22 protein-coding genes and 2 tRNA genes are annotated in these 18,895 nt (G+C 60.6%); 8 read left to right on the forward strand and 16 right to left on the reverse strand.

Annotated features, from left to right (window positions below; all coding sequences use genetic code 11):
* Positions 1-10 precede the first annotated feature (10 nt).
* The 6 genes from rhaI (at position 11) to MKZ91_RS08145 (ending at position 4,884) form a co-directional block, all read left to right on the forward strand.
* Entirely contained in the window at positions 11-1,303 is a 1,293-nt protein-coding gene (rhaI, locus tag MKZ91_RS08120) for an L-rhamnose catabolism isomerase (RefSeq protein ID WP_336169849.1), read from the forward strand.
* Between the two features lie 158 nt (positions 1,304-1,461).
* The gene (locus MKZ91_RS08125; RefSeq protein WP_025425884.1) at positions 1,462-1,716 is read left to right on the forward strand and encodes a GlsB/YeaQ/YmgE family stress response membrane protein; all 255 of its coding nucleotides are present in this window, start codon (positions 1,462-1,464) and stop codon (positions 1,714-1,716) included.
* A 146-nt stretch (positions 1,717-1,862) separates the two neighbouring features.
* Positions 1,863-2,051, forward strand: a complete 189-nt coding sequence (locus MKZ91_RS08130) for a hypothetical protein (RefSeq protein WP_336169852.1) — start codon at positions 1,863-1,865, stop codon at positions 2,049-2,051.
* 92 nt (positions 2,052-2,143) lie between these two features.
* Positions 2,144-2,605, forward strand: a complete 462-nt coding sequence (locus MKZ91_RS08135; protein ID WP_336169854.1) for a YbaK/EbsC family protein — start codon at positions 2,144-2,146, stop codon at positions 2,603-2,605.
* A 116-nt stretch (positions 2,606-2,721) separates the two neighbouring features.
* On the forward strand, positions 2,722-3,108 hold the full coding sequence (locus MKZ91_RS08140; protein WP_336169856.1) for a DUF930 domain-containing protein: 387 nt from the start codon (positions 2,722-2,724) through the stop codon (positions 3,106-3,108).
* 528 nt (positions 3,109-3,636) lie between these two features.
* A complete protein-coding gene (locus MKZ91_RS08145; protein WP_336169858.1) occupies positions 3,637-4,884 on the forward strand; it encodes a glycosyltransferase family 2 protein in 1,248 nt (415 codons plus the stop codon).
* 216 nt (positions 4,885-5,100) lie between these two features.
* Here the strand turns inward: MKZ91_RS08145 and MKZ91_RS08150 are convergent, their stop codons facing one another.
* The 12 genes from MKZ91_RS08150 to MKZ91_RS08205 all read right to left on the reverse strand — a co-directional run bounded on the left by MKZ91_RS08150 (position 5,101) and on the right by MKZ91_RS08205 (position 12,655).
* Entirely contained in the window at positions 5,101-5,322 is a 222-nt protein-coding gene (locus MKZ91_RS08150; RefSeq protein WP_336169860.1) for a hypothetical protein, read from the reverse strand.
* A 537-nt stretch (positions 5,323-5,859) separates the two neighbouring features.
* Positions 5,860-6,225, reverse strand: coding sequence for a hypothetical protein (locus MKZ91_RS08155; protein WP_336169862.1), 366 nt, complete (start codon positions 6,223-6,225; stop codon positions 5,860-5,862).
* 118 nt (positions 6,226-6,343) lie between these two features.
* Positions 6,344-6,419: transfer RNA gene (locus MKZ91_RS08160), tRNA-Phe, on the reverse strand.
* A gap of 338 nt (positions 6,420-6,757) precedes the next feature.
* Positions 6,758-6,970 (reverse strand): DNA gyrase inhibitor YacG, encoded by a 213-nt coding sequence (yacG, locus tag MKZ91_RS08165; RefSeq protein ID WP_336169864.1) that lies wholly within the window; start codon positions 6,968-6,970, stop codon positions 6,758-6,760.
* Positions 6,971-6,976: 6 nt separating this feature from the next.
* Complete coding sequence (locus tag MKZ91_RS08170; RefSeq protein ID WP_336169866.1) at positions 6,977-7,597, reverse strand: Maf-like protein; 621 nt, start codon at positions 7,595-7,597, stop codon at positions 6,977-6,979.
* A 45-nt stretch (positions 7,598-7,642) separates the two neighbouring features.
* The gene (gene infA, locus MKZ91_RS08175) at positions 7,643-7,861 is read right to left on the reverse strand and encodes a translation initiation factor IF-1 (RefSeq protein WP_004435948.1); all 219 of its coding nucleotides are present in this window, start codon (positions 7,859-7,861) and stop codon (positions 7,643-7,645) included.
* A gap of 158 nt (positions 7,862-8,019) precedes the next feature.
* Positions 8,020-8,487: an arsenate-mycothiol transferase ArsC gene (locus MKZ91_RS08180; protein WP_336169910.1), complete on the reverse strand. Its 468-nt coding sequence runs from the start codon at positions 8,485-8,487 to the stop codon at positions 8,020-8,022.
* A 14-nt stretch (positions 8,488-8,501) separates the two neighbouring features.
* Positions 8,502-8,978, reverse strand: coding sequence for a UPF0262 family protein (locus MKZ91_RS08185; protein WP_336169911.1), 477 nt, complete (start codon positions 8,976-8,978; stop codon positions 8,502-8,504).
* Entirely contained in the window at positions 8,975-10,279 is a 1,305-nt protein-coding gene (hisD, locus tag MKZ91_RS08190) for a histidinol dehydrogenase (RefSeq protein WP_336169913.1), read from the reverse strand. Before hisD ends, MKZ91_RS08185 begins: the two co-directional genes overlap by 4 nt.
* A 42-nt stretch (positions 10,280-10,321) precedes the next feature.
* Positions 10,322-10,762 (reverse strand): DUF2948 family protein, encoded by a 441-nt coding sequence (locus MKZ91_RS08195; protein WP_336169915.1) that lies wholly within the window; start codon positions 10,760-10,762, stop codon positions 10,322-10,324.
* A gap of 107 nt (positions 10,763-10,869) precedes the next feature.
* Positions 10,870-12,162: a UDP-N-acetylglucosamine 1-carboxyvinyltransferase gene (gene murA / locus MKZ91_RS08200; RefSeq protein ID WP_336169917.1), complete on the reverse strand. Its 1,293-nt coding sequence runs from the start codon at positions 12,160-12,162 to the stop codon at positions 10,870-10,872.
* A 247-nt stretch (positions 12,163-12,409) separates the two neighbouring features.
* Positions 12,410-12,655 (reverse strand): hypothetical protein, encoded by a 246-nt coding sequence (locus tag MKZ91_RS08205; RefSeq protein WP_336170040.1) that lies wholly within the window; start codon positions 12,653-12,655, stop codon positions 12,410-12,412.
* 157 nt (positions 12,656-12,812) lie between these two features.
* On the opposite strand from MKZ91_RS08205, the gene MKZ91_RS08210 reads away from it, so the two are divergent.
* Positions 12,813-12,887 (forward strand) — tRNA-Thr (locus MKZ91_RS08210).
* Positions 12,888-13,067: 180 nt separating this feature from the next.
* Here MKZ91_RS08210 and MKZ91_RS08215 read toward each other — a convergent pair.
* Positions 13,068-13,922: a glycosyltransferase family 2 protein gene (locus MKZ91_RS08215; RefSeq protein ID WP_336169918.1), complete on the reverse strand. Its 855-nt coding sequence runs from the start codon at positions 13,920-13,922 to the stop codon at positions 13,068-13,070.
* A gap of 138 nt (positions 13,923-14,060) precedes the next feature.
* On the opposite strand from MKZ91_RS08215, the gene MKZ91_RS08220 reads away from it, so the two are divergent.
* Positions 14,061-14,816 carry a glycosyltransferase family 2 protein gene (locus MKZ91_RS08220; protein WP_336169920.1) on the forward strand — a complete coding sequence of 252 codons (756 nt, stop codon included), beginning with the start codon at positions 14,061-14,063 and terminating at the stop codon, positions 14,814-14,816.
* A gap of 429 nt (positions 14,817-15,245) precedes the next feature.
* Here MKZ91_RS08220 and pncB read toward each other — a convergent pair whose 3' ends face one another.
* The 3 genes from pncB to MKZ91_RS08235 all read right to left on the reverse strand — a co-directional run bounded on the left by pncB (position 15,246) and on the right by MKZ91_RS08235 (position 18,553).
* Positions 15,246-16,550: a nicotinate phosphoribosyltransferase gene (gene pncB / locus MKZ91_RS08225; protein WP_336169922.1), complete on the reverse strand. Its 1,305-nt coding sequence runs from the start codon at positions 16,548-16,550 to the stop codon at positions 15,246-15,248.
* Between the two features lie 37 nt (positions 16,551-16,587).
* Positions 16,588-17,187 (reverse strand): bifunctional nicotinamidase/pyrazinamidase, encoded by a 600-nt coding sequence (gene pncA, locus MKZ91_RS08230; protein WP_336169924.1) that lies wholly within the window; start codon positions 17,185-17,187, stop codon positions 16,588-16,590.
* 181 nt (positions 17,188-17,368) lie between these two features.
* Complete coding sequence (locus MKZ91_RS08235; RefSeq protein ID WP_336169925.1) at positions 17,369-18,553, reverse strand: polysaccharide biosynthesis/export family protein; 1,185 nt, start codon at positions 18,551-18,553, stop codon at positions 17,369-17,371.
* Positions 18,554-18,895 lie beyond the last annotated feature (342 nt).

Genomic DNA, 18,895 nt, shown 5'->3' on the forward strand with positions numbered 1-18,895 from the left:
GGAGCGAACCATGACCACGATGATCAGCCAGGCAACAATCGACGCCGAGAACGAAAGTCGCATCACCGCCCTTCGACGCGACTATGAGAGCCTCGGCGAGCGGCTCGACCGGCGCGGCGTCGCGATCGATGCGATCAAGGACAAGGTCGCCGCCTATGGCGTCGCCGTACCCTCCTGGGGTGTGGGCACCGGCGGCACGCGCTTTGCCCGGTTCCCCGGCAAGGGCGAGCCACGCAACATCTTCGACAAGCTCGAGGATTGCTCCGTCATCCAGCAATTGACGCGCGCGACGCCCACCGTGTCGCTGCACATTCCCTGGGACAAGGTCAGCGACATTTCCGAACTGAGAGAAAAGGGCACGTCGCTCGGCCTCGGCTTCGATGCGATGAACTCCAACACGTTCTCCGATGCGCCCGGCCAGCCGCATTCCTACAAATACGGCTCGCTGTCACACACCGACGCCGCGACGCGCGCCCAAGCGGTGGAGCATAATCTCGAATGCATCGAGATCGGCCGGCAGCTCGGCTCGAAGGCGTTGACGGTCTGGATCGGTGATGGCTCCAACTTCCCTGGCCAGAGCAACTTCACTCGCGCCTTCGAACGCTATCTCGAGGCGATGAAAACAGTCTATGCCGCCCTGCCGGAGGATTGGCGGGTCTATACCGAACACAAAATGTTCGAGCCGGCCTTCTATTCGACCGTGGTGCAGGACTGGGGCACCAACTACCTGATTGCGCAGGAGCTTGGTCCCAAGGCCTTCTGCCTCGTCGACCTCGGCCACCACGCACCGAATGTCAACATCGAGATGATCGTCGCCCGGCTCATCCAGTTCGGCAAGCTCGGCGGCTTCCACTTCAACGATTCCAAATATGGCGACGACGATCTCGATACCGGCTCGGTCGATCCCTACCGGCTCTTCCTCGTCTTCAACGAACTGGTCGACGCCGAAACGCGCAAGGTCAAAGGGTTTCAGCCGGCGCACATGCTCGACCAGAGCCACAACGTCACCGATCCGATCGAAAGCCTGATGACCAGCGCCACCGAAGTCTGCCGCGCCTATGCCCAGGCGCTGGTCGTCGATCGCCAAGCGCTTGAAGACTACCAGGATGGCAACGACGCGCTGATGGCGAGCGAGACGCTGAAGACAGCCTTCCGCACCGATGTCGAGCCAATTCTTTCCATGGCGCGGCTCGAACATGGCGGCGCCGTGGCGCCGGTTGCGGCCTACCGCAAGAGCGGCTACCGCGCCAGGGTCGCGGCAGAACGCCCTGAAGTTGCAGGCGGCGGTGGCGGGATCGTCTGAACACCTGCACACAGGCCATCCAGCGTGGCGGCGCCGGCGCCGCCACGCCTGTTTTGCGGCCGGCACAAAAAAATCGCGGCGCGATGAAATTGCCCCCTATCTGATTTGCGATCCTGATCTATCTTTCTCTTGAGGGTCCTACAGAAGGGGAATCATTCATGGGTATCGAAAGCATTCTCGTATTCCTGATTGTCGGTGCGATTGCTGGCTGGCTCGCTGGCCTGATCGTCAAGGGGTTCGGTTTCGGGCTGATCGGCAACATGGTGGTCGGCATCATCGGCGCCTTCATCGCTGGCTTCCTGTTCCCGGCGATCGGCATCAGCCTCGGCAGTGGCGTGCTCTCTGCCATCCTGCACGCGACGATTGGCGCGGTCATCCTTCTGGTGCTGATCCGCATCGTCAAACAGGCCTGAACCCGCACCATCCCGGTGTCAGCTGTCGCTCGCTGAAGCGAAGCATCTCCGATCCGTTCTGTCTGGACGCGTGAACGGGGCTGTAGCACTGTTATCTGCTGATCAATTTAGGTAGGCGTGCCGAGCATCGGCAGACGGAGGCAAATATGAACGTGGTTCACACCGAGAAAATCGAGGCGGCGCTGAAGGCCTTTATCGCCGATCATTCGGGCGCACTGACGCGAGAGCAGGCGATCGCCGCCATCCTGGAAAACTGGTTCACCAGCCACGGCTACCTGCCGCCGCAGCAGGAAGGTCGGCGCCCCGAAGACCTTGACGCCTCCAACGACGATTGAGAGATTTGCGCACCCGACGCCGGGTGCTCACGCCGGTTCTCTGCGCCGCGACACCGATCGTCACAGTTTTTCAATAGCGTGATTCCTTCGCCATGAGCCTTGCTTCCGTCAAAGACTTCTTTTCGCAGCACGCCCCCGACATCGACGTCATCGAGCTTCAGCAAAGCACCGCAACGGTGGCGCTTGCGGCCGAAGGCCATGGCGTCGAGCCGGCGCAGATCGCCAAGACCTTGGCACTGCGTGTCGGCGACGACGTGATCCTGATCGTCACCCGTGGCGATGCCCGCCTCGACAACAAGAAGTACAAGGCGCGGTTTGGCACCAAGGCCCGTATGCTCGGCTTCGACGAAGTGGAGGCCGAAACCGGTCACCCGGTCGGCGGCGTCTGTCCCTTCGGGTTAACCAAGCCGCACAACGTCTTTTGCGACCTGTCGCTGAAAGCCTATGACATCGTCGTGCCGGCCGCCGGCGCCACCAACGCGGCCGTGCATATCAGTCCCGCCCGTATCGTCGAATTGACAGGGGCCGAATGGATCGACGTCTCGGAAACGTAGCCACGTTCCGCAAATGTGATCCGTGCCTTGGAATGGCCACAAAGCTTAACTGAGTACGAACGCTCACCCCTTCGGTGATTTGCCGGTTCCCCTTCAAGGCCAGGAGTTCGTTGAGCATGAAGACAATTGCGTATCCGCTGATCTTCGCCGCCAGCTTTTCACCGGCCCTGGCTATGGATCAGTCCCTGGTGCGCCAGTTCGAAAAGCTCGACCCGCAAACACGCCTCGAACAGCGCTGCGATACCGAGGCCATGGAGCGTATCAACGCCGACAAGTCGAGCTTCAAGCCGGACAAGGTCATTGCCTACACCTTCGCCGAACCGATCGTGAAGGAAGACAAGATGAAAGCGCCGGGTGCAGTCTTCCGCAGCAAGGGCGAATGGTACAAGCTGAAGTTCAAGTGCCGCACCGACGCGGAGCACCTGGATGTCCTGTCCTTCGAGTACAAGATCGGCGAGCTCGTGCCGCATGAAAACTGGGGCGAGTTCTATCTCTACCCCTGACAGGGCTGGATTGCCGCAAGCGGACACCTTTTATCGTCATTAGGATAACGGCCAGGCCGTCTTGAGCCCTTGCGAACGCATGGACCTTTAAAGAACTGCCGCCAGAAACAGCAGCGACCCGAGCGACAGCGCCGCCATGATGCTCATCAGCAGCTTCATCATGTGATCTGCCATGTCGCACATCCTTGCCTCGGCTCCCGGAAAACGAACGAATGCAACTGCCTATGCGGCGCAGCGGCTCGCCCAACGCAGATCCCGAGTGCCATTGGGGTAACAACCACCGAGCTTGCGCCAACATGGTTAACAAAAGACTAACGCTCGCTTGCCGCCACTGCTCCGGTCCCGGTCCGCGCGTATTCAAGACAAGGCTCACGCAAGATCGAAACGGAATAACAAAAGCGTAGGGACAGGCTCCCTCCACGCGCGGTCCGCTGCGCTTTAGGGCAGACCTTGGCCCCGTTGATGGGGGCAGCCGGACCGCACCTGAGAGCGAAACGCCGCACCCGACGACTGACAATGGAGAGGCGAGTGAGCCAGGTTAAGCTGAGTATCTGCATTCCAACCTACAACCGCGCGCGGTTCCTGGAGAAGGCGCTCACCTACTTCGTGGAACTCTATCAATTCCCGTTCACCTACGAGATCATCATCTCCGACAATGCTTCGACCGACGACACCCGGGAGGTGGTCGATGGCTTCGCCGCAAAAGGGCTCCCGATCCGCTATTTCCGTCAGGCGGAGAACCGCGGCCCCTACCCCAACATCGTCAGCGCCTTTGGCCGCGCAAGCGGCGAATACACAATCTACCTTGCCGACGACGACGTGCTCATCAACGAAGGCGTGCGCGATGCGATCCGTTACCTCGACCTCAATCCCGAGGTCACAGTCTGCTACGCCCCTTGGTACAGCCATGACGAGGTCGACGGGCGCGACGGGGTACCGTTCTACACGGTGGACAAGGACACCCGTTTCAAGAGGCGGGAATTCGAACCGGTCTTCGATTTCCTCATTGAGCGGCACGTCTTCCCGGAAATCGGCATCTACAGGACAGCAGCCCTGCGCTCCGCCTGGGTGCCGCGGTCGTTCGCCTATTGGGCATTCGCCTACCTTGCCCACTTCCTCGAACAGGGAGCAATCACCTTTCTGAAGACGCCGTTCTATCGCCAGGTGATCCGCTCGAAGATCACCCGCGACCGACCGCAGGAGGGCCATGCCGAAGTGCTGACGTCCTGGGACAGCTATCGCGGTGGCCTTGAGTATTTCGCCTATTCGGGCGCCAAACGCGGCGCCCTCAGGCTCACGCCCGACCGCCGGCTCTATCTCGATGCCCAAATCAGGGACTTCACCATGGTACGCATGAGTGTCGCCTTGCGCATGTGGGTCGCAAAGCGCGACTACATCCGCGCCTATGAGCTTTACTCGCGCCTCATGCTCGGCGGCTTCGAGCACAATCCCGATGTGCAGCAGGCGAGGCGCGTGCTGCCGCTCATGGTCTGCCTCCAGACCGTGATGTGGCGCACGAATGCGATGGCAGGAGTCGACCGGCTGGTGCTCCATGGCGTCGACGATCATGGCGCGATCGAGGAACTGCTGCGCGAGCTGGGCCTGCGCTCCGAAATCACCGTTTTGCCGGCGACAGCGCCGCTCGCGCCCGAGGAGGTCGCCAGCACGGCCGTCTTCGTCACGGCCGACAGCGACCGGAAACAGTATCTGCGCAAGGGCCATCTGCCGAACCTGGTAATCAGCGAAGGCGATATCCTCAACCACGTGCTGATCTGAATACGAAAGGGCGCCGCGGCGCCCTTTTTTGTTTCGGCTTGTCATTCCTCCCGGGGAGAGCTTTGGCTGGCCGCCTGCTGTATGTCGCCTTTGGCGTAGCCGACGAAAGGACAAGAAATGCAGCAACTCAAAGGTCTTCAGCGGCCTTTGCGAGTCTATCGGAGCCACGACGCCTTGGAGCCTCGGGACCATCCCCTTTCCCCGACGTATCGTCACCTACTTGCGCATCACGCCCTTGTAGTATGAACCGTTTCTTGCCGGAGGACGGTTCACCTTCGTTCCGGGCGGATTGTACTTTTCGCTGCCATGACCTTCATTGATGGTGGTCGACGACGCACCCTTGTAGTAGCTGCCGCCGGCATAGGCAGGAGCAACGCTCCCCGCCGCGACCGCCACAGCCACTAGCGCGGCCAGAGAGAGTTTCGCAGATTTATGCATTTCTGATCCTCGGTTGACCCGGCCACGCCTGTTTTCGTCAGCGCCGTGGCTTTTAATTGTGCGGCAGCGAGCTCGCGGCCGCTTGGTCCTCCCGGGCGCGAGAATACGCGGAAGCCGTGACGCAGATGTAACGCAGGGAACAGCGACCCGGTCCGGCCAGGCGTTAGCGTGAGGGATTGATGCGGGGGCCCTAGGCTCGGAGCAGCAATTTGTGCGTTCCCGGCCATCGTCGGCTGAGCCGACCAGCGTGCATAAAATCAGCCCGCGAAAAAGCGCGAGAACACTCGACATTCAAGCCGGTGATCTGCGGCGCCCCGAGCGCCAATCGCCGCGCGCCGCACAACAGCATCCCGGATCAACGGCGGCGTTCTGACGCGAATCGCGCCAGCCAATCGACCGCAGGAAACGTAGCGGCCGTGATCGGCAGCGGAGTTGATGGCCGCCTCGCATTTCGCAAGTCGATTCGCCGGCCAACGATCTTGTCTTGCAGGACAAGGCGCACGCACTGATCGCTGCAGCGAGGCGCTGTCTTTGCTGTCAGGAGCGGGCCGGTGCCAATGGCAATGTCACGGCGGGACCCGTTTCCACACCAAACTGCCGGCGAAACTGTCTCGACGCTGTGCCGTCGAAGAGCGACTTGGGAAGCGCTGCTGAGAGGATCCACCTGCAGGGCGCCTTCGGGTCGCCGCCCAGGTCCTGGTGCTTCACCGCTGAGATCGGCAACACGTATTCAGGCTTGCGAAGGCCCCGCTCCGCATTGCCAAGCCACGTCAACACGACGAGCACGTCGCCGCCAAGCTCAATCGCGTCCAGCCTGCAGGCTCTCTCGCCGACAAAAGCCTGCACGGCCTGCTCATGGAGCTTGAAGGTACTCAGCCTCATCTCGTCTTGCGCGTCCGGCATTCAACTACTCCTTGGCTTCCACTTCCGCACGACCACGGGAGCTTGCGGGATCCTGACTGGACAGCCCTCTGCTGCAATTCCTGCATCATCGAAGCATCAAAATTCACTGAGAGAATGATGGTGCCCGGAGGCGGATTTGAACCACCGACACGCGGATTTTCAATCCGCTGCTCTACCAACTGAGCTATCCGGGCATCTGCCGTTTCAGGCATCGGCTCCTTTCGGAACCACCGGGGCGCTTGTGTTTGCCCCGGAAGCGAGCGGGGTTATAGCATCTTGTTCGGCGGTGTCCAGCGCCAAATGAAAGTTTTTTGACCGGATTCCTGTGGACAGTCAAAAAAACCGAAAAGATAAAGGGATTCAGAGAGATCGCGGACGCTTCCATCGCCGTCCGGCGACCGCAATAGCCTGGTAGATCGAAAGTGGTGGCCGCAAATTGCGCATCGAGGCGCCGAGCCGTGACAACGATCGAGAGGGAAATGATGGCATGTCCGGAAATGCCGAGCCGATCGCGCCACCGACGGACGGTGCGCTAGCGCTCGTCGCCTTCGTCAGCCTTCGATTCGTCGTCGGCAACCGGAATGGCATAGGAGCCGGAGAGCCAACGGTTGAGGTCGACATTGCGGCACCGATCCGAGCAGAACGGGTAGTGCTCGCGCTGAGACGGCCGGCCGCATTCCGGACAGGGGCGAGGCGCGCGCAGAGGCGCGACGTTCGAGCCGCTCTTTTTTGTCTCGTCGGTCACAGGATATCAGCCTTCCAGCCAACGATTGTGCACGTCGTAGCCTTCGCCGACAAGCAGGCCGACAGTTTCGTAAAGCGGCAGGCCGACGACATTGGTGTAGGATCCGACCAGCTTGACCACGAAGCTGCCGGCAATGCCCTGAATGCCGTAAGCACCCGCCTTGCCGCGCCATTGGCCGGAGGCGAGGTAGCTTTCGATGTCAAAGCCGGAAAGGCGCTTGAAGCGCACCTTGGTGTCGACCACCTTCTGCCTCAGCGTCTTGTCCGGCGTGATCAGGCAGACGCCTGTATAGACACGGTGGCTGCGACCGGACAGAAGATGCAGCGCGCTTGAGGCTTCGCTGACCAGTTCCGGCTTCGGCAGGATGCGCCGCCCGACACAGACAACCGTATCGGCGGCGAGAATATAGCTTCCGTCCCAGCCCGGCTCGCCCTTGATCGCGGCCAGCGCTGCCCGCGCCTTTTCGGCCGACAGGCGCCTTGCAAGCGAACGTGGGTGTTCGGCCCGCTTCGGCGTTTCGTCGAGATCCATCGGCATCAGGCGCGCGGGCTCGATGCCCGCCTGCGCAAGCAGCTCGACGCGGCGCGGCGAACCGGACGCCAGTATCAGTTTCTTGGCCACTGTCATCGGAACGCGGAATTGCTCCAGGAATTGCGGAGAGCTGAGTGCGGCTTACTTGAAGCGGTAGGTGATGCGGCCCTTGGTCAGGTCGTACGGGGTCATTTCGACGAGAACCTTGTCGCCGGCAAGCACGCGAATGCGGTTCTTGCGCATGCGGCCAGCCGTGTGGGCGATGATCTCATGCTCGTTTTCAAGCTTCACGCGGAAGGTCGCGTTGGGAAGCAATTCGGTGACCACGCCCGGAAATTCAAGGACTTCTTCTTTCGCCATGTAGGACTGTTCTTTCTATCTTTGTTTAGGGAACCGTCAGGTATCCCGAAAAATTTGCCGGAAACTACACAATCGACGAGGATTTGTGAACCATCTAACGCCGGCTTTTGCGCTTTTGTGACGGCACCGAGAAATGTGTGCGGTTTTCAGTTTGCCGCTCAGGCTTTCTTGTGCTGGTGCGGGCCGACAAGCCGGTGGTTGATCAATGCAGACAAGTGATCACGCACGGCGCGGTAGGCATCGACGATCTGCTCGCGCGTACCGGCCGCCACGGTCGGATCCGGCGTCGGCCAGTAGACCACGTCGACGGCCATCGAGCGAGTCAATTCGAGCGCCTTGTGGTGCGCCTCCGGCGCCAAGGTGACGATCAGGTCGAAGTAATCGTCTTCGAGCTCATCGAGCGTATGCGGCTGGTGGCGGCCGATGCTCAGGCCAATCTCGGCCATCACCACGTCGACAAAGGGATCGCGTTCGCCGTGGCGGACCCCGGCGGAGGCGACATAGGTCCCCGCCGGCAGGGCAGCCTTGGCCAGCGCCTCGGCCATCGGCGAGCGGATGGCATTCATGCCGCACATGAAGAGGACCGAGCGGGGCATTTTCGGCTGTGTCGCCTCGGTTCCCGTCATGCCGGTCCCCGCCCTCACCCGCGCCAGTAGAGCACGCAGACGAGCGTGAACAGGCGGCGGGCGGTGTCGAAATCCAGGCGGATCTTGCCGGCGAGCCGATCCATCAGGGTCTGCGAACCTTCGTTGTGAATGCCGCGGCGCCCCATGTCGATCGCCTCGATCTGGCTCGGCGTCGCCGAGCGGATCGCTTCGTAATAGCTCTCGCAGATCATGAAGTAGTCCTTCACGATCCGGCGGAACGGCGTCAGCGACAGGATGTGGGTCGCGACATCGCCGCCCTTGTCTGTCGAGATCGCAAAGACCAGCTTCGCGTCGACAAGCGAGAGATTGAGCTTGTAGGGGCCGCCGGGGTGGCCAACCGGTTCGAACAGGTTTTCTTCGAGCAGGTCGAAAATCGCAACCGCGCGCTCGTGCTCCACGTCAGGGGTCGAGCGGCCGATTGTCTCGTCCAGAACGACATCGCAGAGGCGCAGGTTGCGGTCCGCCTTCATCCAGCGTCCCCGAGATTGAGGCGAATGGCGACGGAGCGCGCATGGGCCTCAAGGCCCTCGGATTTCGCAAGCACGATTGCCGCCGGCCCAAGGATCCGCAACTGCTCGGGATCAAGCCTGAGGATCGAGGTGCGCTTCATGTAGTCGAGCACGCCGAGACCGGACGAAAAACGCGCCGAGCGCGCCGTCGGCAGGACGTGGTTGGACCCGCCGACATAGTCGCCGATGACCTCAGGCGTGTGGCGTCCGACGAAGATCGCGCCGGCATTGCGGATCTTTTCGACCATCGCGTCGGGATTGGCGAGCGCCAGCTCCAGATGCTCGGCGGCAATGCGATTGGCGAGCGGCACGGCCTCTTCAAGATCGGGCACAAGAATGACCGCGCCGAAATCGCGCCAGCTCGCCGAGGCCGTGTCCGCGCGCGGCAGCGTCTTCAACTGCCGCTCGACCGCAATCTCGACCGCCTGGCCGAACTCCGCGTCATCGGTGATCAGGATCGACTGGGCGCCGACGTCGTGCTCGGCTTGGGCCAGAAGATCAGCGGCAATCCAATCCGGATCATTGTGCTTGTCGGCAATGACGAGCACTTCCGAGGGACCGGCAATCATGTCTATGCCGACAGTGCCGAAAACCTGGCGCTTGGCGGCGGCGACATACGCATTGCCCGGGCCGACAATCTTGGCGACGGGCGCGATCGTCTCGGTGCCATAGGCAAGGGCAGCTACGGCCTGCGCGCCGCCGATGCGGTAGATTTCCTCAACGCCAGCAAGCCGTGCTGCGGCAAGCACCGCCGGGTTGATGTTGCCGCCGGTTGCCGGCACGACCATGACGATGCGGGGAACGCCGGCCACTTTCGCCGGCAGCGCGTTCATCAGCACCGAGCTCGGATAGCTCGCAGTGCCGCCGGGCACATAGAGACCGACGGCATCGACCGCCGTCCAGCGCGAACCGAGGCCGACGCCCATGGCGTCCTCGTAGATATCGTCCTTCGGACGCTGGCGCGCATGGTGTGATTCGATGCGCGTGGCTGCAACCTTGAGCGCGCCCAGCACTTCCGGCTCTACCGCCTGGATCGCCGCATCGATTTCCGCCTCGCTGACGGCCATCGGCGTCACCGAGAAATCGACGCCATCGAAACGATTGGAATATTCGGCAAGTGCTGAATTTCCACGTAGGCGTACGTCATCGATGATCGTCTTGACCACCGTATTGACGTCTTCGGACACCTCACGCTTGGTCGTCAGGAATGACGCGAACCTTTGTTCGAAGTCACCGTCGAGGAAGTTGAGCCTGATTGCCAAAGGGGACGTCCTTGTATGCCTGTGTCGTTCTAGTCGAGCGGATCAAGCGCCTTCTGGATGCTTGGGCTTGAAAGCGGTTTCCCACGCCCCGCCGGTATCCGCAAGCTGCGTTTCGATGCATTCGACGTCAAGCGCGATCGAGGCGTCGCCGGCAAGAACCAGTTCGATCGTGCCTTCAGGGGCTTCGCCGCGTACGGAGAACTTGAGTGCCAATAGGTCCAGCACCGCCTCGCCGTCGCGCCGGTCGAAGCCGACCGAGCGCACCGCATTCACCCGCTTGAAGAGGAGAAGCGCACGCCGGCGCTCGAAGGAACGACGCTTGCCCTCGGCCGTCTCCCACACGAAGCGATTGACGATGAGCGAAAATTGCTTGCGTCGGGCGTCATAGTCCAAGCCCGAAACCTTGAAGACGGCATCCTGGACGTGAGCGGACACAATGGCGAGATCTTCCTCGTCGAGCGCCAGCAGCTTCAATCCACTCATGCCGTCCATCCCCTTCGTTTCGCCGCACATCTTGCCGTGCCACAATTGAATTGGACATAGGACGTTGCGCCTGAAACCGCAAACGGTATCAGGCGCAACGAAGCAAATCAGTCGCTGACGCGCTCGACATGCGCGCCGCAGCGGGTGAGCTTCTCTTCCAGTCGCTCAAAGCCGCGATCGAGATGATAGACGCGCGACACCATGGTCTCGCCTTCGGCGGCAAGGCCGGCAATGACGAGCGAGACGGAAGCGCGAAGGTCGGTCGCCATCACCGGCGCGCCCTTCAGGCGGCTGACGCCTTCGATCTTGGCCGTCTGGCCGGAGAGCGAGATCTTGGCGCCGAGGCGAGCCAGTTCCTGCACATGCATGAAGCGGTTCTCGAAGATCGTCTCGGTGATGTGCGAGGTGCCCTTGGCCATGGTCATCAGGCCCATGAATTGGGCCTGCAGGTCCGTCGGGAAGCCCGGGAACGGATCGGTGACGATATCGACCGGCTTGATACCGGCGCCGTTGCGCACGACGCGGATGCCGCTGTTGGTGGCGGTTATCTCGGCGCCGGCGCGGCGGATCGCCTCGAGTGCGGTGTCCAGCAGCGCCATGTCGGTGTCTTCGAGGATGACGTCGCCGCCGGTCATGGCAACCGCCATGGCATAGGTACCGGTCTCGATGCGATCAGGCAGCACGCGGTGACGTGCGCCGGAAAGCGAGCGAACGCCCTCGATGGTGATCGTCGACGTGCCCTGGCCAGTGATCTTGGCGCCCATGGCGTTGAGGCAGTTGGCAAGATCGACGACTTCGGGCTCGCGCGCGGCGTTGCCGAGCACCGTGGTGCCGTTGGCGAGGGTCGCCGCCATCATCAGCACGTGGGTGGCGCCGACGGAAACCTTCGGGAAGGTGTAGCGCGCGCCGATCAGGCCGCCTTCCGGCGCTGTCGCGTTGACATAGCCGCCGTCGATCTCGATGTTGGCGCTGAGCGCCGCCAAACCTTCGATGAAGAGATCGACCGGACGCGTGCCGATGGCGCAGCCGCCCGGGAGCGAAACACGGGCCCTGCCTTCACGGGCGAGCAGCGGGCCAATGACCCAGAAGCTCGCGCGCATCTTCGAGACCAGCTCGTAAGGAGCGGTCGTATCGACGATGTTGCGGCAGGTGAAGTGGATGGTGCGGGCGTAGCTTTCGCCCTGGCGCTCGCGACGGCCGTTGACGGAGATATCGACGCCATGGTTGCCAAGGATGCGGATCAGCTGCTCGACGTCGGCCAGATGTGGCACGTTTTCGAGCGTCAGCGTGTCGTCGGTCAGAAGCGACGCGATCATCAGCGGCAACGCCGCGTTCTTGGCGCCGGAAATCGGGATGACGCCGTTGAGCTTGTTGCCGCCTACAATCCTGATGCGATCCATGAGGCCTCTTGAACGGGCTTGGCCCGCCTTTCCAAAAAATCCGGTGTTGTCTGAAGGCGCCTCTTTAGTGGAGACGCCGCGAAATTAGAAGTGCCTTGAGCGCCGCGCGCCCATTCGGACAGCGCATGGCGGCTGCGATAATCAAGTCGTGTCCCCGATCGCTCCCGAACCGAGGCATCATGCAATCGAACGCCTGACGGCGCCGCCGGTGAACGGCAGAGGCCGGCGAGCGCCGCCTCCCCCCGTACTAATCTTGGGATTCGTCCGTTTTTGCGGCAGGAAGGCCGATCGCCTCATCGGCTGCACCGGACCGGCGTGCCCGCATCTGCTGCTTGCGGCGCATGAGGTTGTCGCGCAAGTTCTTGGCGAGGCGCGCCTTTTTCAAATCCGCCTCGGTCGTGTCCTTCTTCTTCTCTTTGCGCATCCGGCCGTCCGCCTGCCGCTCGTCAGGCGCGGACACGGCCTTGCCGCCTTCTTTGTCGTCTGTCTGCATGCTCATGCCTTAGCGCAAAACCAGGGCCTTCGGAAGCGGCGAGGACTTTTCTCACAGCTCTTCACGAAAAACTTCGAATTGCTGCTTGCACTCCCCGCCAAGCTATGGCAATAGCCCCCTCGCTTGATGCGGCTGACACACGAACTGGCCGCCAGATGCTGCTATAGCTCAGGGGTAGAGCACTCCCTTGGTAAGGGAGAGGCCGAGAGTTCAAATCTCTCTAGCAGCACCAGTTTTTCCATAAGAATCCGCCTGCTGTAGCTTTCGATTTCCACCGATGCATCATGAAGTGGTGCCGCTATTCGGAGCAATGATCGATAGCACCCGAAGCATTGTATCGTTCGAGTGGCAGGCGGAGCCAAAGGGCTGCTGGCGTCAACCGCTGACGCCCTTGTCATCCCTTAGCTAAAATTCATGCGCGCCCCACAAGCCTTGCCAGCCTCAGCCGCAGTGCTCTCTTATGGGTCCGGAACCACGGCGCAACTCTCTTGTCAGCGTGCTTCTCCAATGCCGTTCTCAAGACCGCCTTGTCACGTTGAGGATAGTCGGCCTCGGCAATGATCATCTCCGCCAGTCCGATGTATGCCTTGCGCGCCGCGAGCCGCTCAATCGGGTCTAGGTGGTAGGAACCTTCTCGCATGATGCGCTGTATGAATACCGAGTTCTCGACAAAGGCCACCTCGCCGTTCACCATTGCGCGCATCGTCACCAGATGATCAAACGCCCAGAGGTACGGATAGGCCTCGACCGTGGAGAGACCATCGAGGGCGGCCTCGCGCCGCCAAAGGCCATAGAACCAACTGGGATGGCAGCCGAGCAACGTCGCGGTTGCCCTCGACACTCGATCTGGGCCAGGGGGCACGGGTACGGGATAATCCGCCTCCCTTCCAGTGGTCGTGTTGATCCGGTGAACCCTCGTCACTGCCAGTTTAGCATCAGGTCTCTGGTCAAGCGCTCTGACTGTTTCGCGAAGATGATGCTCGTCCGTAAGATCATCGTCCGCTCGCCACATGAAGTACGGGGCGTTTGCAAGCCGCAAACCTTTCTTGAAGTTATCGAGAGTCGGAATCGTTTCATCGCTTCGTACATGGACAAAACGCCCGTCTGCAGCGGCAATTTCCGCGCAAACCTCACTCGTTCCATCTGTGGACGCGTTGTCGCAAATAATCGCCTCGAAGTCAGCGAAGCTTTGCGCACGGATACAATCCAGGCACTCGCGTATGGTCTCCACACCATTATAGGTCGGTATTACAATACTTGTGCGCACTATCTGGATCCCATTGAAACCGGTCTTGGATCGGGGTATTTCCCCCGGAGCATACAATCAGCAGCTAGCTCGACGGACAGAGCGTCGCATGAGTTGCGCAGAGAAAAGTTACGTCGCGGCCAAAAGGTCCATCTACACATGCCGAAAATCGATCTCTGCATTGTCTCTACACGCCGACCAGATCTCTTAGCAACGACTCTCAAGAGCTTTTCCGACCAAGTTTTCTCCAATTTCGAAATCGAAAACGTTCTTGTAAATCTTGATCCGCTCTTCGGTGACGAAGATGATCACGCACGTTGCGCCGAACTCGTCAGAACGATTTTCCCGCGCTCTGTTCTGTTTGAGCCCGACAGGCCGAGCTTTCCGATGGCTGTCCAAAGGCTTTGGTCATCCACGAGGTCGGAGTTCGTTTTTCATCTTGAGGATGATTGGGTCGCCCTCGAAGACATCGGCGAGGCCGTGCTTTCACCATTTGCAGACCGGCAAGTAGCGCAGGTGAGCTTCCACACCAAAGAAAAGAAATGGGACGTAAAAAGGAACGGACACTTCCACAGACGCAAGGAATACCTGCGAATACTTGGAATAAAGATTCCTACCTTTACGACTTTTCCGATATTTACAACGTCTCCCTGCATTCTGCGGGGTGAATTCGGGAGAGAGTGCGCGAAGCTTATGGACGTGTCCAAAGATCCGGAAAAGCAGTTCTACTATGGCGTCAATCCTGAACTTGAGCGGTACGTCAGCAAAAGCAAGAGCTTCGTTTACTCTCCGAACAACACGCCAGTGATTGCAGATATCGGGCGAGATTGGCAAAAACTGAAAAACGTCCGCAAGGTTATTCGTGACGCGGCGTCTTATTGGGAAACAGGCCAGTCGGATCGGTCGTCGACGTAGCGACCGATGGCAAGTAGCCACGCCAATACTCCCCAACCGAGTTCCCACCGTCTTAGCGGGTTCCGCCCATGAACGCCGAAGCTTATATCGGGGAACGTATTCCCCGATACCGCGTTACCATTTCAAATGGCAGTAACGCGGAGGTTCTCAATGAAAGGCATCATTCTCTGGCTCATGGGCGTGCCGCTCATCGTTATCATCCTGCTCTACATGTTCGTGTTTTAGAGAGAGGAAACGCAACGGCAAGTTGGCGCCTTAACGCAACCTTAAGATTCCACTGCCAGATTTGACATTGCGATGATGGACAGTCGCAACATCTTAAATCCCCTCTTGAAACCGGCACTTGCCGGTTTCCTTTTTTCTTCCTATCCAAATGACGCAAGGCAGCAAAAACCGCCTCTTGCCGCGCCCGCGCACCAGGCCCAGATGTCAGACCTTGACCGCCTGTTCGACAAAGTCCTCCGAGCCGAAAAACCTCAGATAGCGCTCAACTTCCGCCGGGTCGCCCGTTGCCTTGCGCGGGTTGTCGGACAGCTTGACTGCCGGACGGCCGCCGGCCTCGCTGACCTTGCAGACGATCGAGATCGGGTTGAGGCCGCGAATTTCGGTCGGAGCGCAATCGGCAAAATCATTGGTAAGATTGGTACCCCAACCGAAACTCATGCGCACGCGGCCCTCGAAGTGCCGGTAGGTCTCGATGATGGTGTCGACGTCAAGGCCGTCGGAAAAGATCAAAAGTTTGTCGCGCGGATCGCGACCCATCTTCTTCCACCAGGCAAGGATCTTCTCGCCGCCTTCGATCGGCGGCGCGCTGTCCGGCCGAAAACCCGTCCAGTCGGCGACCCAAGCGGGCGCGTCGCGCAGGAACGCGGCCGTCCCGAACGCGTCGGGCAGCACGATCAACAGGTTACCGCCGTAGAGCTGGTTCCAGTCCTGCAGCACCTTGTAGGGTGCAGCCGCAAGTTCCTTGTCGTTGCGGGCAAGAGCGGCAGCCACCATCGGCAATTCATGCGCATTGGTGCCAAGCGCCTCAAGATCGTTGTCCATCGCGAGCAGCACGTTGCTCGTGCCCGAGAAGGAGCTGCCGATCCCTTCCTTCAACGCCTCGACACACCAGCGCTGCCACAGGAAGCTGTGACGGCGGCGCGTGCCGAAGTCGGAAATCCTGAGGTTCGGATATTGCCTGAGACGCTCGACCTTGGACCACATCTTCGCCTTGGCGCGGGCATAGAGCACGTCGAGTGTGAAAGGACCAAGCCCCTTCATCGCCGAGCGCGAGCGCAGCTCGTTGATGATCGCCAGCGCCGGAATTTCCCACATGGTGGCCTCGGCCCAACGACCGCTAAACGTCAGCTCGAACTGCCCATCCCGGCGTTTCAGCTCGTAGTCCGGCAGGCGGAACTTTGAAAGCCAGGCCAGGAACTCCGGCGAGAAGATCTGCTTGCGACCGTAGAACGTGTTACCTGCAAGCCAGATCATCTCCTTCTTGGAGAAGCTGAGTTCGCGCGCGTGGTCGAGCTGGTCGCGCAGTTCCTGCTCGTCGATCTCGTCGGCGAGCCGCACCGTCTTCGTGCGGTTGATCAGCGAGAAGGTCGCCTCGACATCCGGATAGAGCTGCCAGATCATCTGCAGCATCAAGAGCTTGTAGAAATCCGTGTCCAGCAGGCTGCGGACGATCGGGTCGAGTTTCCAGGTATGGTTATAGACGCGCCTGGCGATATCGGTCTTCGTCATCGGTGAATGGCTCCTTCCTCAGCGCGAGGCACTCGACCTAATTGAGCTCGACGCCGGCATCACGCATGCGCGTGATCATCGCCTGCAGCGAGCCGTTGAGGTCGATGCCCCGACAGGCGTCGAGAATGACGGATGTCGAGAACCCCTGGGCAACCGCATCGAGTGCCGAGAAGGCCACGCAGAAATCGGTCGCCAGACCACAGAGCGTGACTTTCCTGATGCCACGATCCCTGAGGTAGCCAGTCAGCCCCGTCGGCGTCCGGCGATCGTTTTCGAAGAAGGCGGAATAGCTGTCGACCTGCGGCCTAAAGCCCTTGCGGATCACGAGCTCCGCACGGGTCCATTCGAGCGCCGGGTGGAAATCGGCGCCGGCGCTTCCCTGGACGCAATGCTCGGGCCAGAGCGTCTGCGCGCCGTAGGGCATGGCGATCATCTCGAAGGGGGCCTTTCCAGGGTGGCTGGAGGCAAAACTCGAATGGCCGGCCGGATGCCAGTCCTGCGTCAGCACCACATGCTCGAAGCGCCGGATCAAGGCGTTGACGGCAGGCACGATCTCATCGGCCCCGGCAACGGCAAGCGCGCCGCCCGGGCAAAAGTCGTTCTGCATATCCACGACGATCAAGGCTTTGTCTGCCATCATTTTCCCCTTGGCCGATCAACGATCGATCGATCACCAAAATCGATTTAAGTCCAAGATCAATCACAGAATTTGAGCGACGACAAGCCGGTTCCGCACGCTTTGAAAAGCACGACCATGCTAAGCAAAGGGCGCCGACCCTTCGGTCGACGCCCCTTAACTAGATGGCCCTTGGGGCTGGTCAGTCGCCGCCGCCGAGATTGTCGGCGATCGCGAAGCCGGAATTGGCGATGCCAACCGGCTGGGCGACGAAGTTGAGGAACTTCGCGAAGTCGACCGACGGATGGCGCGAGGCATAGATGACGTCGCGATTCTTGATCGGGAAGGTCTGACCGACGATCAGGCTGTCCGGCTTGCTCATGTCGAAGCGATAGACGATCGGGTAGCGACCCATGCTGTCCGTTTTCATGCCCTTGCGCAGCATTTCGTTGAAACGCTGCTGCCCGAGCAGGCTCATGACGACGTCAGGCTCTTCGTAGCGGAAGATGAAATAACCCTTCATGTCGAGCGTGTAGTCCGAACCGCCGCCCGCAAGCCCCATGGCCTCAAGCAGGTTCAGGTCGTTGGCACCGAACTCGACGCGCTGGTTCGCCTTGACCGCACCGAGGATGGTGAAGCGGCGCGGATCGCGCGTCACGAAGATCTGGTCGCCCGGCTTGACGTGAATGTTCTCCGACGGGTTTTCGATGATCGACTTCAGGAGGACCGTTCCGGTCTTCTTGCCGCGCACCAGCGTGACAAAGGTCTCGTAGGGCTGCGCGACCGGGCCGCCGGCCTTGGCAATGACTTCGTTGATCGTCTCGTCGACGAGGCTCAACGGCACGACCGACGACTTGCCGACGGCGCCCGATACCGTGACGTTGCGCGAGGCGGTGCTCATGCTGGTGACGATCACGTCAGGCTCGACTGCCTTCTGCTTCAACGCCTCCAGAATCTCCTGGCGCGCCTGCTCCAGCGTCAGGCCGGCAAAGCGGACCGGACCGACATAGGGGATCGCAGCCTTGCCATCAGGCTGAACAACAAGATCGATGCTCGTCTGCTTGGAATCCTGCGTTGAGAACAGGCCGTCGCTGCCGGCCTCGAAGATCGAGACCTTAAGTTGGTCGCCAACGCCGATAACGACTCGGCCGACACCACCGCCGATGCCGAAACGGCGATTGAGCGTCGACGAGACATAGTCGGAAACAAGACGTGCGGAACGGCCATCCACATCAACGATATCGAAAACGGTTGCGTTCTGGCGGCCGATTTCGGCGCCAGACTGCCCGGCATCCTTGACGATCGCCCCGGCCAGCGGCCCCTCACCCGGGACAGCCTGGCATCCCACGAGGGCGGAACAAAGCAGAAGGGCACTCAATCGTTTCACTACGACACTCCAAATTCGGCACAGCCATGATTTTGCTCACAGTTCTGCGCCGCATCATCTCCCGGCAGGGATTTCGCCGGTCTCTGAAAAGCACAATCGCCGTCCCACAACAAGTCATCCGGAGACCAAGACGGCCAAATTATTTGGACCCGCGTCTTTCTGGTCATACCTTCTCTACCTTGAGCGTGGTTTGTCGTCCCATCCACCTTGGACTGGCGTAGACAGCGTGTATATCTTCAGCCTTTGGGGTTGAAAGCTAGGGACTTTAAGTTAAAAGCTGACTAATGAGGCGGAACGAATATAGCTGGGGAAAGCCCCTGTGCATGACGATTGGCGATTGCA

Source organism: Ensifer sp. MJa1 (genome assembly GCF_037026475.1).
GTDB lineage: Bacteria > Pseudomonadota > Alphaproteobacteria > Rhizobiales > Rhizobiaceae > Ensifer.